The sequence below is a fragment of the Muriicola sp. genome (assembly GCF_041567615.1).
GTDB lineage: Bacteria > Bacteroidota > Bacteroidia > Flavobacteriales > Flavobacteriaceae > Muriicola.
This window is the reverse complement of sequence record NZ_JBFGBM010000073.1, coordinates 1-11,786: the sequence shown is the minus strand read 5'-3', so window position 1 is coordinate 11,786 and position 11,786 is coordinate 1. Positions and strand designations below refer to the sequence as shown.

16 protein-coding genes are annotated in these 11,786 nt (G+C 49.1%); 14 read left to right on the top strand and 2 right to left on the bottom strand.

Going from position 1 to position 11,786, the window contains the following annotated elements; translation table 11 throughout:
- From ABYP73_RS06660 to ABYP73_RS06635, 6 genes are all read left to right on the top strand, one after another.
- The coding region (locus ABYP73_RS06660; RefSeq protein WP_372973816.1) for a Rab family GTPase at positions 1-196 on the top strand (196 nt) is incomplete at its 5' end.
- Positions 186-1,718, top strand: a complete 1,533-nt coding sequence (locus ABYP73_RS06655) for an ATP-binding protein (protein WP_372973815.1) — start codon at positions 186-188, stop codon at positions 1,716-1,718. The genes ABYP73_RS06660 and ABYP73_RS06655, both read left to right, overlap by 11 nt.
- Before the next feature lie 210 nt (positions 1,719-1,928).
- A complete protein-coding gene (locus ABYP73_RS06650) occupies positions 1,929-2,171 on the top strand; it encodes a hypothetical protein (RefSeq protein ID WP_372973814.1) in 243 nt (80 codons plus the stop codon).
- 10 nt (positions 2,172-2,181) lie between these two features.
- Positions 2,182-2,343: a hypothetical protein gene (locus tag ABYP73_RS06645; RefSeq protein ID WP_372944332.1), complete on the top strand. Its 162-nt coding sequence runs from the start codon at positions 2,182-2,184 to the stop codon at positions 2,341-2,343.
- Between the two features lie 130 nt (positions 2,344-2,473).
- Positions 2,474-3,151 carry a hypothetical protein gene (locus ABYP73_RS06640; RefSeq protein ID WP_372944331.1) on the top strand — a complete coding sequence of 226 codons (678 nt, stop codon included), beginning with the start codon at positions 2,474-2,476 and terminating at the stop codon, positions 3,149-3,151.
- Positions 3,152-3,309: 158 nt separating this feature from the next.
- A complete protein-coding gene (locus ABYP73_RS06635; RefSeq protein WP_372973813.1) occupies positions 3,310-3,852 on the top strand; it encodes a DUF4287 domain-containing protein in 543 nt (180 codons plus the stop codon).
- Positions 3,853-3,909: 57 nt separating this feature from the next.
- On the opposite strand, the gene ABYP73_RS06630 is transcribed toward ABYP73_RS06635, so the two are convergent.
- Positions 3,910-4,614: a hypothetical protein gene (locus ABYP73_RS06630; protein WP_372944329.1), complete on the bottom strand. Its 705-nt coding sequence runs from the start codon at positions 4,612-4,614 to the stop codon at positions 3,910-3,912.
- Positions 4,615-4,738: 124 nt separating this feature from the next.
- On the opposite strand from ABYP73_RS06630, the gene ABYP73_RS06625 reads away from it, so the two are divergent.
- The gene (locus ABYP73_RS06625; RefSeq protein WP_372944328.1) at positions 4,739-5,749 is read left to right on the top strand and encodes an aminodeoxychorismate synthase component I; all 1,011 of its coding nucleotides are present in this window, start codon (positions 4,739-4,741) and stop codon (positions 5,747-5,749) included.
- On the top strand, positions 5,733-6,326 hold the full coding sequence (locus ABYP73_RS06620; protein WP_372944327.1) for an aminotransferase class IV: 594 nt from the start codon (positions 5,733-5,735) through the stop codon (positions 6,324-6,326). The genes ABYP73_RS06625 and ABYP73_RS06620 overlap by 17 nt, the downstream gene beginning before the upstream one ends.
- Positions 6,327-6,334: 8 nt before the next feature.
- Here ABYP73_RS06620 and ABYP73_RS06615 read toward each other — a convergent pair whose 3' ends face one another.
- Complete coding sequence (locus tag ABYP73_RS06615) at positions 6,335-7,906, bottom strand: glycoside hydrolase family 32 protein (RefSeq protein ID WP_372973812.1); 1,572 nt, start codon at positions 7,904-7,906, stop codon at positions 6,335-6,337.
- A gap of 77 nt (positions 7,907-7,983) precedes the next feature.
- Here ABYP73_RS06615 and ABYP73_RS06610 point away from each other — a divergent pair, with 77 nt between their 5' ends.
- The 6 genes from ABYP73_RS06610 to ABYP73_RS06585 form a co-directional block, all read left to right on the top strand.
- Positions 7,984-8,505, top strand: coding sequence for a rhodanese-like domain-containing protein (locus tag ABYP73_RS06610; RefSeq protein ID WP_372944325.1), 522 nt, complete (start codon positions 7,984-7,986; stop codon positions 8,503-8,505).
- The gene (locus tag ABYP73_RS06605) at positions 8,495-9,115 is read left to right on the top strand and encodes a TIGR04282 family arsenosugar biosynthesis glycosyltransferase (RefSeq protein ID WP_372973811.1); all 621 of its coding nucleotides are present in this window, start codon (positions 8,495-8,497) and stop codon (positions 9,113-9,115) included. The genes ABYP73_RS06610 and ABYP73_RS06605 overlap by 11 nt, the downstream gene beginning before the upstream one ends.
- Positions 9,112-9,927 carry a purine-nucleoside phosphorylase gene (locus ABYP73_RS06600; protein WP_372944323.1) on the top strand — a complete coding sequence of 272 codons (816 nt, stop codon included), beginning with the start codon at positions 9,112-9,114 and terminating at the stop codon, positions 9,925-9,927. The genes ABYP73_RS06605 and ABYP73_RS06600 overlap by 4 nt, the downstream gene beginning before the upstream one ends.
- Positions 9,924-10,889, top strand: a complete 966-nt coding sequence (arsM, locus tag ABYP73_RS06595; protein WP_372944322.1) for an arsenosugar biosynthesis arsenite methyltransferase ArsM — start codon at positions 9,924-9,926, stop codon at positions 10,887-10,889. Before ABYP73_RS06600 ends, arsM begins: the two co-directional genes overlap by 4 nt.
- Before the next feature lie 67 nt (positions 10,890-10,956).
- A complete protein-coding gene (locus tag ABYP73_RS06590) occupies positions 10,957-11,628 on the top strand; it encodes a DUF547 domain-containing protein (RefSeq protein ID WP_372944321.1) in 672 nt (223 codons plus the stop codon).
- On the top strand, positions 11,615-11,786 hold a 172-nt coding region (locus ABYP73_RS06585; RefSeq protein WP_372973817.1), incomplete at its 3' end, for a glycosyltransferase. The genes ABYP73_RS06590 and ABYP73_RS06585, both read left to right, overlap by 14 nt.

Below are 11,786 nucleotides of genomic sequence, written 5' to 3'. Positions count from 1 at the left end.
GATCGTAAAAAGTAAAGTACATGATCGCCCCACGGTGGTCATAGGGAACAAAAAGGACCTCGTGCCTGAGGAGGAAGTTAGTTCATTACTGGAGGAACACGACATTCCGTATGATTACCTGACCAGTGCCAAAACGGGGGAAACTGTGGAAGAAGCCTTTTTACACCTCGCATCAATTCTGCACCATGACCCCTGAACAGTTTCGGAAGCACTATATTGAGCATCATTTGCAATTCATTGAGGTAGACTCTGAGGGGTCTGTGCTCGGGAGTACCGGCAGCTTCCTGCCCGTAAATAAAGGGCAGAAACTCTCTGAAATACATCCCTTCTTTGAAAGTCTGCAACCTATGCTTTCCCAGATGGATGAGCCTCAGAGCCTTCATTGTGTAAACCTCGACTTAACCGGCCGGGAGGTGATCGTGGATATCCAGGTCCACCCCTCAGGAATAGGATTTATATTGCGGATACAAGACCTTACCGCACATTACAATAACTACCAGGAAGTGGCACAGGAGCGTAATGAGTCGATCATACAGGAAGAACTCATCGTGCTGAAAAACGCCGAACTGGAAGAACGCGAACGCTTTAAAAATCTTTTCATTCAGAATTTCAGCCACGAACTTCGCAATCCGGTGATGAGCAGTATGGCTATTACAAGGATACTGAGTGATACCGCCCTGAATCCTGAACAGCAAAATCTGATCGAGGTGCTGCGGGAGACTCACACCCATCTGAAGCTGATGCTGGAGGATACCCTGAGCCTGAGTATGATCGCTTCCGGAAAACTAGAGCTCAAACCCGTACTTTTCGACCTTAGGAAAATGCTGGAAGTTCTCAGCATCACATACAAGACCAAAGCCGGTTCCAAAGGACTGGAATTTAAACTGACCCCCCATGAGCGCGTCCCCCAATGGGTTGAGGCAGACAGGAAACGCCTGTTCCAGGTCCTTACCAACCTCCTGGACAATGCCGTGAAATTCACAGAACAGGGGAAGATATCTCTGGAAGTAGGTTTTAACCAGCAATACGCCAACAAGGTCAGCCTGCACTTTGCTGTGACAGACACCGGAAGAGGTATCCCGGAGGCTAAAAAAAATATGGTCTTCGAGACGTATTCCCAGCTTACCTCCCCCGATAAGGAACAGGGAACCGGTCTCGGACTGGCATTGGTAAAAGGGCTGCTGACGCTTATGGGTAGTGAGATCCGACTGCAATCCAAAGAGGGCAAGGGCTCTGTTTTTTCCTTTGACCTGGAGGTGAAGGTCCCCGTGGAATCGGGCTGGAAAGCAACCCTGGAGAAGGATGCGGACAGGGTACGTCAGAAAACTGCGGTGCGGGGTAGAAAATACCGTATTTTACTCGTTGAGGTCGACGAACGAGTACTTGCGGTCCTGTTTAATATGCTGATGGAGACAGGGCAGTTCTACCTGGATGTACTCAGCGATGGGGCCGAGGTACTGGAACAGGTGATCGAAAACCCATACGACCTCATCCTGATGGATATTAACCTCCCTAATACCCGGGGAGACCAGCTTACGCGGATCATCAGGGAATTTCCCTTTAAAAATGTAGAACAGCTGCCCATCATCGGGATAACGGCTTTTGCCTATGAAGACCATCTCAAAGCCTTCAAGGAAGCGGGAATGAATGCCGTGATCTCAAAACCCTTCGAAAAGGAGGAATTGTTAGACAGTATTTACTCCTGTCTCAGATCCTGATTTTAACCTGATCAGATACCCCCGGCCTGTATTCTTATTGTAAGTTTTTTCTGACTTTTATGTCATTTGTCGATCTTTTTGTGCGTTTTATCGATATTTATGTGACCTGTTCTCGCTTCTCTTTCCAGTAGATACCCCTCTCTTACATTTGACCGATATCCTGAAACAACAGGATGATTTTGTGAGAACCTTTTAATCCCGAGAACGAAAATGGAAAATGAAAATCTGGCTCTTATCCTCTTCCTGATCAGTATCCTGGCCTTTATGCTGGCCATAGTACTGATCGTGCCCAATGTACTGGAAGAACAAAAGTTGAAACGCAAAAACTCTCAAACAGGTCGGAAATGGCACCTGCCTTTCCATCGTTTCAAGAGGAACGTAAAGAAATGGTGGAATGCGTTGCGCTCCCCGGCGGGCAAAAAGACCTTTTTAAGTTCCTCGGTATTCCTGTAACATCCTCCTGATGAAAAACAGACTGGAACGCATACAGAACGGATTATGGGGGAAGGATAAAACAAAGGGAATGATCTCAGGTCCATCCACAAACGATGATACCCTCTTTATCGGAGCCACTTTTCCGGACGACCTGAGGAATAGCATTGAGAAAACCAAAAGACAATTATAAACGTCCTAAAGCAATTTTAAATGGACCTGCAACAACACGACATGACGATGAAGAAGGCCTTTGAGAAAATCCTGTTGATCCTGTGTGCCATTGGGGTGATATTGTCTCTGTTATACTGGATATTATGAAAATGAAAGAAGTTTTAATCGCAGTCGGGATCTCCAGTCTTGCCCTTCTCGGATACGGGTTCAGCACTTCTTCTATTCCTGAAGTGTCTGACAATCTAAGTATTAAATCCGCCCCCCTTTTCTCAAAAAACAAAGGTCTCATGCCGTCCCCTGCCATTTCAGTCGCCCTTTCGGTAGAGAAAGATCCTGTCAATATCCCATTTCCTCTCGTGGCAGGTGATTACATCGCATTCAAAGAGGCCCTGGGCTTCAAGGAATCTAGAGGCAGGTACAGGTGTGTCAATACCCTGGGATATATGGGAAAGTATCAGTTTGGCAAAGCAACGCTGGCTGTACTGGGGATACAGGACACCCTCTCCTTTCTCCATTCCCCTCAATTACAGGAAGCGGTCCTGGAAGCGAATATAGCCAGGAATAAATGGATCCTGAGACAGGAAATAGCTTACGCCTCCGGGAAGACGATCAACGGGATACGCATCACCGAATCGGGCCTGATCGCGGCAGCCCATCTGGCGGGGCCGGGCAATGTAAAAAAGTACCTCCGATCTAACGGAGGGAAGAGTATGGAAGATGCCTATGGTACTTCTGTTGAGGATTATATCCGGCATTTTGCGGGATACAACCTGAGCACAATAAAAGCGAAACAAAAGGTCAGAGTGAACGGGGAACACTACAAGTGAGTTAAAAAGTTGGTTTAGTTAGTGACCCCACGGGGCATGGTTGGAGTAATCTGCCGTGCCCCACTTTTTTGTTGATGACGGCTCACAGAGCCTGTTAATCCCTTTAATTGAAAGAAATAGGTTACCTTAGAACTGTTTCACCTGTAAATCGCCAGACCATGGATCCTGCCCTTCAGACAATGATCTCCAATATGCCCGAAAAAACAGGCAAGTCCCTGGATGAGTGGAAAGTACTCCTCAAAACCAGGGTATTTGAAAAGCACTCCGAAGCGGTGAACTTCCTCAAGAAGGAACACGGGGTCACCCATGGCTTTGCCAACACCATCGTTCACCTTTCCAAAGAAGAGCAACCCTCTTCCGATGACCTCGTGACCAATCAATACAAAGGGAAGGAACACCTCCTGCCCCTGTTCGAAAAGGTGAAGGCATTCGTCTCTGAACTCGGTGAGGATGTGAACATCGTCCCAAAAAAGACGACGGTCAGTTTTGTCCGCAAGAAACAGTTCGCCCTGATAAGTCCGGCCACTAAGACCCGCTTAGACCTTGGCCTTAAGCTTCCTGGATATCCCACTACGAACAGACTCGAAAATTCGGGACCCTTCGGAACCATGTGTACTCATAGGGTCAGGCTGGAACAATCCGGGGATGTCGATCAGGAGTTAAAGGATTGGCTGAAGGACGCTTATGGTCACGCAGGGTAGCACCCTTCCCTCAAATATAAAATTCAAAAACACCCTCTGCCGGAGAGGGTGTCTCATTTACCATTGTCCCAGCAGAATGCGTGTACCGGACCTTATCAGTTTTGCCCCGCCGTTGGTCTCGCGAAACGTATTCCAGGCCTTGTCCCTGTTTGATCTTTCTGCCTCTGTCAGGACCGCGTTCGACCCTCCCATGGCACTTTTAAAGTCTTTATACCCTGTAATGGCCCAGTGTGAACCTCCCTCCGGTCCGATTCCCGTGGTAAATCTCCCGTACATATTTATCCATCCTTTGCGAACTGCTGACGAATGATACTTTTCATAAGCTGTCTTGAAAGCATCCCCATTGTCTACCTGTACGATGTAATAGTTCTGGACGGGATATTGCGCAGTCATATCCCCCCAGCTTTTCTGGCGGGTTCCCATAGAAGCACTGAATCCTTCCTTGACATGCTGGTTTACCCGGGTGATGAACAACATCCATTCTGATCCCCCATCATTGGAGTACTGCCTTCCCATGGCTTCCAGGGAGCCCGAGAAAACAATGCCGTGGGTGAAATTATTGCCGCTGTCCCGGAAATGGTTCTCCCACAGGGAAACGGTCACCCCCTCAGTCTTGTGGGTAGAGAAATAGTCTGTGATCAATTGAAGGACCGTGCTTTCATTCTGGGGTTCTACGGTAAAATTGTAAGCAGTAAAGTAACCCTCCTGGGCTACCAGGGTCACCGACATCAGGAATGCCAGCGCAAAAACTAGTTTTTTCATTGTGGTTGGTTTTTAAATCCTCTATAAGTTACAAATTATTTTTTCAGGGAATCCGGGATTCGCAACCAAAGGTGTTTTTTGTTCATTTTCCCCTGGGGAGGACAGGTCATCAATCCTCCTAATTATGTTAAAAAAGTACCTTTTCACGCCGTTTATTCTTTCTTTGTCTGCCCAAATGGATAAGGAGCATACACGAAATAAGATCAATGAATGGGGGAAGCGGGGCGTTCCCTTCCTGTTCATCATCGATTTTGAACAGGAGAACCCCCTGGCATGGCCCTTGGATGAGATCCCGGCACACGTACATTACAATTTCAACGGGATCACCAACAGGAAGCACACCACGCCCCTTCCCCACCCCATACATTTCACGAAGTCGCCCGTTGGACTAGACCAGTACAGGGAGAAATTCGATGCGGTGATCAGAGGATTAAAAAAAGGGGACAGCTACCTGTTGAATCTTACCTCGCGGACACCGGTAGACACAAACCTGGATCTCCTGACCATTTATGCCAATGCCCGATCGAAATACGCCCTCTGTATTGAGGACCAATTCGTGAGCTTCAGTCCGGAAACCTTTGTCAGGATAGCGGGAAATTATATATACACCTTTCCCATGAAAGGGACCATAGATGCCGATCTGCCCAATGCGCGACAAAAGATCATGGAAGACCGCAAAGAAGCGGCCGAACACGCTACCATCGTCGATCTGATGAGAAACGACCTCAGCCGAATCGGCAGGGAAGTCACCCTCCTCAGGTTTCGTTACTATGAAGTGCTGGCGGTTCAGGGCAAAAATATAGGGCAGGTGAGTTCCGAAATCAGGGCTACACTGCCCGAAGATTTTACTCATCAACTCGGCGATATTTTGTATTCCCTTTTACCGGCAGGTTCTATCTCCGGCGCGCCCAAACAAAAGACCGTGGAATTGATCCGGTCTATTGAAACAGAACCCAGGGGATATTATACGGGAGTTGCATTCTATTACGACGGAAATACCCTGGACAGTTGCGTCCTGATCCGCTACCTGGAAAAGGACGGCTTCTTCAGGAGCGGCGGGGGCATCACGGCACAGAGCCAATTGCAGAATGAATATCAGGAAATGATCGACAAGGTCTATGTACCATTTCATTGAATCCATACGCGTAGAAGACGGCAGGATTCCCCTGCTCGATCACCACCAAAATCGGATGGATAGGACCCTGTTCCATTATGGAAAGAATACGGGGCCTTCTCTGAAGGACCTCATTCACGTGCCTGAAAACAGGCAGGAAGGGATCACCAAATGCCGGGTCATCTACTCCCTGGATAAAGTCATACAGATAGAATTTCTCCCATACCAGGTAAGAAAGATCCATTCTGTTTCCCTTTTCGATATAGGAGATCGGACCTATCCCTTTAAATTCTCTGACCGGGCCTGGATAGAGGATGTTTTACGAAAGTCAGGTACCGAGGAGGTCATCATGCACCAAAAAGGACGAATAACCGATGCCTCCTATGCCAACCTTGTTTTTTTCAATGGGGACAGGTGGGTAACCCCGATAGCTCCCTTACTCCATGGGGTGCGAAGACAAACTCTACTGCTCGATGGAATCATTTCTGAGGAAGAACTCACCACAGACGACCTCTCAGGCTTTTCTCATGTAAAATTGATCAATGCCATGATGACCTGGGAGGAGTCGCCCGTTCTGGACCTTCATGACCTTTCTTAGGCCTGTGATCAATCCTTCCAGATCCTGGCTACCGAATCAACTCTCAGATCTCCGATCTGCGTGGTTTCCGATCCGCTGTTCCTGATCGCCAGTGCGGAATACGGGGAGGTAGGGAAGACCTGGGCGGTCATGGCGAACTGACCCTTGTTGATAAACACCTCCACAGAAGATGCATCCAGAAAAATGTCAAAGTCCAGTTCTCCTTCCCCCAAATTCTCGAGAGGCATCTGCTGCACCCTCCCAAAGGTTTCATGAAAGTCGACAAGTCCGCTTGCAGAACGGTCCAGGCTAAATAGGCCTTCCTCTCGATCGAGCTCCAGGACCAGGGCTTCACCCGAGTCGTTTTTCAGGACGAAAGAGAGATCTGCCACGGGGGCTTTAAAGCGAAGCCTGCTCTGACTTCCATTTACCAGGCCGATGGATTTTTCTTCTCCAGCCGGGACATGGAGGTTCAGGCGGGCCTCTTCCACGAGCAGGTCTTCTACCCCGTCAATGGGGTAATTGACCAGGGTATATTCGCCTCCGTATTTCGCCAGGCTCAGCTTTCTCGGCAAGGTCATGGCGCTCCGCCATACCTCGGTGGGGGTGTCTCGGGCATAATCCCAGTTGCTCATCCACCCGATAAAGATCCGCTCCCCCCCCGGGGTGTTGTTGTAGGTCACCCCTGCATAGTTATCTGTACCCCAGTCGAGCCACTTCGCTTCCTGCTGTTCTGAAGTAAAAGTGATCCCGTCAAAATCCCCGACAAAGTACTGGGTGCCGCTTCCTCCATTAGGGGCTCCCGGATTGATGCTGATCAGGAGGACCCACTTTTTCTCGTCTGTCCCTTCTACCTGTAATTCAAAAAGATCCGGGCATTCCCACACCCCTCCATGGGCTCCCTGGTCTTTCCCGAACCGACTCATATAGGTCCACTCCAGCAGGTTATCCGAATGGTACAGCCTGAGATGATCCCCGGCTACCAGGGCCATCACCCACTGCTTCATATCCTCATCCCAAAATACTTTGGGGTCCCTGAAATCCCTGAATTCTGAATTGAGCAATACGGGATTCTCTTCATACATCGTAAAAGTTTCCCCATTATCCAGGCTGTAGGCCACTCCCTGTGTCTGGTGGTCATTGCTCCCTGCTTTTTCCTTTTCCATGTCGTGATAAGTGAAAATAGCTACCAGGGGCGGATTTTCCTCCCTCCCCAGGCCGGAGGTGTTCTCATGGTCGATCACGGCACTGCCGGAGAAGATCAGGCCGTTCTCATCCGGATACAAGGCGATGGGTTTGTTCTCCCAGTGGAGCAAGTCCGAACTTGTGGCGTGCCCCCAGTGCATAGGCCCCCAGACGATATCTTCCGGGTAATACTGGTAGAACAGGTGATACACCCCCTGGTGATAGACCAGGCCATTGGGATCGTTCATCCACATCTCGGGCGGACTGAAATGATACTGGGGGCGAAAGGGTTCCTCGTAATACCCGATCTCTTCGGTTTTAGTTTTTTCTTTTTCCGGAGCCTGCCTGCACTGGTAAATGAGCGGCAGGGTGAACATTGCGCAAAGGGCAATCCCCATCGTTTTTCTTTCCATCATCCTAAAATACATCAAATTTCAATAGCTCCCTCCATGGGCCGGTTTTCGGAACCTGACCAATATCCTATCTTTGCCCTATGCGGAAGACCGGACTGATCATCGTGATATTATTTACTACCATCTCGGCCATAGGACAACGAACCCTGGAGAAGGTCATGGAGAAATTATCAGGGGATGAGGTCCCTCTGGTTTCTGTGACGGAAGTCAGGGTAAACCCTTCCTACATCCGACTGGACATAAGAGAGAAAGAGGAATTTGAGGTAAGTCATCTTCCCAATGCCAGGTATGTCGGGTATAAGGAATTCGATGCTGAAAAGTTTGCCCGGGCGTTCCCGGATAGACAAGCCACTTATGTGGTGTATTGTTCCGTGGGGATAAGGTCGGGTAAAATAGGTGAAAAACTCCAGCGAATGGGATATTCCCGGGTCAGGAACCTCTCCGGCGGTATCTTTAAATGGGTAGAAGAGGGGAACTCCATTGTTGACGGAGATGAAAAGCCCACAGAAAAGGTGCATGCCTACAACCGATTCTGGGGGATGCTGCTCAGCAAGGGGGTAAAGGTGTACGGGCGTGAAAATCAGGATGAGAATGATGGGTAATAAAAAGGACCTCCTTATCATTTTTACTCGTAATCCGGTCCTCGGACAGTGCAAAACCCGCCTGGCAGCCTCCGTAGGAGACCAGGCCGCTCTTGAGATCTACAAATTCCTGTTGCAGCATACCGCTGCCGTTTCGGCCCCTTTGAACACGGATAAGAGGGTGTATTACTCAGATCGCATAGGTAGGGACGATGTATGGGATGAAAAGATATTCACAAAAGCACTACAGCAAGGTGCAGATCTCGGGCAGCGGATGACTGATGCATTCAGGGAGGGATTTGAGGACGAATATGACCGTATTGTGATCATTGGCAGTGACCTGTTCGACCTGAATGAGGAGGATCTGGCCATGGCATTCGAAAAATTAAGACTTCATGATTTCGTCCTGGGTCCCGCCCTTGACGGGGGTTACTATCTGCTGGGCATGAGACAATATACTCCCGCCCTTTTTACAAACAAGGACTGGGGTTCCCCCGAAGTACTGAAGCAGACCCTGTCTGACCTGGATGGAGAGGACTGTTATTTGCTTCCCCCAAAAAATGACGTGGATGTGCTTGAAGACATCATTGATAACCCGGCATTTCTGCCGTTTATAAAAGATAGAATATGACGCAAAAACAACTGGATGAATCCACCGAGTACCTGCAGTCCAAAGGTTTTCACAAGCCGGAGATCGGCATTGTCCTGGGAACCGGTTTGGGAAAACTGGTCGACGAAATAGAGGATCCCCTCGTTGCCCATTACCACAACATTCCTTTTTTCCCGCTGGCCACCGTGGAATTCCATTCCGGAAAACTGGTCTACGGCACCCTCAAAGGGAAAAAGGTCGTGGTTATGCAGGGCAGGTTCCACCTGTACGAAGGCTATGAATTCACAGATGTCACCTACCCCATCAGGGTAATGAGACAACTGGGTGTTGAGAAATTGTTCATCTCCAATGCGGCAGGGGCCGTCAACCTCAACTTTAAAAAAGGAGATATCATGCTGGTGGAAGACCACATCAACCTGCAGGGCGGTTCGCCCCTCGCCTTTAAGAACGTGGCGGAATTCGGGGATCGTTTTGTGGATATGAGTGATCCCTACGATTCCGATATGCGCAGCAAGATCGAGCAGATCGCTTCAAAATTGGGGATCTCCCTGCAAAAAGGGGTTTATGCAGCCGTGGTGGGTCCACAGCTGGAAACCAGGGCTGAATACCGCATGCTGAAGACCATCGGAGCCGATGCCGTAGGGATGAGTACGGTACCCGAAGTAATTATTGCCAATCATTTACGACTACCTGTAGTAGCGGTCTCTGTTTTAACGGACGAATGTGATCCGGACCACCTGGAACCGGTCAATGTTGCCGAGATCCTGGAAGTAGCCGCGAAGACTGAACCAAAAATGATTACTTTATTCACTGAATTAATAAAATTGTTATGAATTATCTGGAAGCGACCAACGACCTTTATAAACAAGCTGCTCTCACCCCCGATGTGGGCCTTTGCTGTACCACCAATCCCGTATGGCAACTGCCCGGCCTGTCCATCCCCACCATTATGCAGGAGATGAACTACGGCTGCGGGAGCACGGTTTCCGCCTCAGACCTGGTCAATGAACCCAAGGTACTCTATGTGGGCGTCGGAGGGGGGATGGAACTGCTTCAGTTTTCCTATTTCTCGAGACAGGAAGGCGGAGTGACCGGTGTGGACGTGGTCGACGAGATGCTCGAGGCCTGCAGGAAGAATTTTGAGATAGCCGAAAAGGAAAATCCCTGGTTTAAAAGCGATTTTGTGAAACTGGTCAAGGGTGATGCCCTCAACCTGCCCATCGCCAGTGAAAGCATTGACGTGGCCGCACAGAATTGTTTGTTCAATATATTTAAGACAGAGGACCTCAAAAAAGCCGTTGCCGAAATGTACAGGGTACTCAAACCCCACGGCAGGCTGGTGATGAGCGATCCCGTCTGTGAGCAACCCATGAATGATGCTTTGCGCAATGACGACCGCCTCAGGGCACAGTGCCTCAGCGGGAGTATCCCGATAAAAGACTATGTAAAAGTCCTCACCGATGCCGGTTTTGGAACCATCGAAATCAGAGCGAGGAAGTCCTACAGAGTGCTGTCTCCCAACCATTATCCCACGGACGAACTGATCCATATCGAATCCATAGAGATCGCAGCCATCAAGGATCCTATGCCGGAAGACGGACCCTGCGTATTCACGGGTAAAACGGCCATCTACTTCGGGGGTGAACCCTACCTCGACGATAAAAAAGGTCATGTCCTCATTCAGAACCAGCCCCTGGCCGTTTGCGATAAAACAGCGGCAGCCCTGGCGGAGCTGTCGGAGGAGATCCATATCAGCGAGAGTACCTGGCATTACGACGGGGGAGGTTGTTGTTAGAATCTGAACTATGAAGACTTATCTTTTCCTTTTTTGGCTGACCTCTTTATGTATTCCATCTCTTCAGGTGGGATCATTATCCGATTTACAGGCCGTGGACCATACGGCCTGGGACCGGTTACTTCAGGAAAACGTCTCGAGTGAAGGATTTGTGGATTACCCGGGGTTTGCAAAACGGAAAAAAGATCTCGATGCTTATCTCGATTACCTGGGAGACAATGAACCCAAAGCGTCAGCACCTCAAAATGTCAGACTTGCTTTTTATATCAATCTGTACAACGCGGCTACGGTCGACTTAATCCTGGAAAACTATCCTCTAAAGAGCATTAAGGACATTGACAACCCCTGGGGCAAAAACCGGATTCGAATGGGAAATGACCGCATTTCCCTGAGCAAGATCGAATTCGGAATCCTGAGAAAGATGAATGAACCCCGTATCCATTTCGCTATCAACTGTGCTTCCTATTCTTGCCCAAAGCTGTGGAACAGGGCCTATACGGCAGAGGGGATAGAATTGCAATTGCAGCAGGCTGCCATGGGTTTTATCAATGACGAAAGCAAGAATCGCTTCACTGAAGAAGAGATTTTCCTCTCCCCTATCTTTAAGTGGTACAGGGGGGATTTCATGCAAAAAAGAAGCCTGATCAGCTACCTTCAGCCCTTTACAAGGGTCGAGATCCGTGAAACGGCCAAAATCAATTATCTCCCGTACGACTGGAGCCTGAATGAAAAAAAGTAATACCCCTGAAATCAGTGTGATCATTCCGGTTCTCAATGAAGAGGAGAACCTGAAAAAGCTGATCCCTTACCTCAGGGAAGAGGGAGGCAGGGAAGAAGATATCGAGATCATCGTCTCGGACGGGGGTAGTTCTGACCGTTCTGTAGAAGTAGCCGAAT

Excerpts from the sequence above, each read along its gene's own strand:
- ABYP73_RS06610 (WP_372944325.1), top strand. The coding sequence starts at position 7,984 with ATGCGGAAGACCGGACTGATCATCGTGATATTATTTACTACCATCTCG.
- ABYP73_RS06650 (WP_372973814.1), top strand. The coding sequence starts at position 1,929 with ATGGAAAATGAAAATCTGGCTCTTATCCTCTTCCTGATCAGTATCCTG.
- ABYP73_RS06620 (WP_372944327.1), top strand. The coding sequence starts at position 5,733 with ATGTACCATTTCATTGAATCCATACGCGTAGAAGACGGCAGGATTCCC.
- ABYP73_RS06605 (WP_372973811.1), top strand. The coding sequence starts at position 8,495 with ATGATGGGTAATAAAAAGGACCTCCTTATCATTTTTACTCGTAATCCG.
- ABYP73_RS06640 (WP_372944331.1), top strand. The coding sequence starts at position 2,474 with ATGAAAGAAGTTTTAATCGCAGTCGGGATCTCCAGTCTTGCCCTTCTC.
- ABYP73_RS06615 (WP_372973812.1), bottom strand. The coding sequence starts at position 7,906 with ATGATGGAAAGAAAAACGATGGGGATTGCCCTTTGCGCAATGTTCACC.
- ABYP73_RS06645 (WP_372944332.1), top strand. The coding sequence starts at position 2,182 with ATGAAAAACAGACTGGAACGCATACAGAACGGATTATGGGGGAAGGAT.
- ABYP73_RS06630 (WP_372944329.1), bottom strand. The coding sequence starts at position 4,614 with ATGAAAAAACTAGTTTTTGCGCTGGCATTCCTGATGTCGGTGACCCTG.
- ABYP73_RS06655 (WP_372973815.1), top strand. The coding sequence starts at position 186 with ATGACCCCTGAACAGTTTCGGAAGCACTATATTGAGCATCATTTGCAA.
- arsM (WP_372944322.1), top strand. The coding sequence starts at position 9,924 with ATGAATTATCTGGAAGCGACCAACGACCTTTATAAACAAGCTGCTCTC.
- ABYP73_RS06600 (WP_372944323.1), top strand. The coding sequence starts at position 9,112 with ATGACGCAAAAACAACTGGATGAATCCACCGAGTACCTGCAGTCCAAA.
- ABYP73_RS06625 (WP_372944328.1), top strand. The coding sequence starts at position 4,739 with ATGTTAAAAAAGTACCTTTTCACGCCGTTTATTCTTTCTTTGTCTGCC.
- ABYP73_RS06635 (WP_372973813.1), top strand. The coding sequence starts at position 3,310 with ATGGATCCTGCCCTTCAGACAATGATCTCCAATATGCCCGAAAAAACA.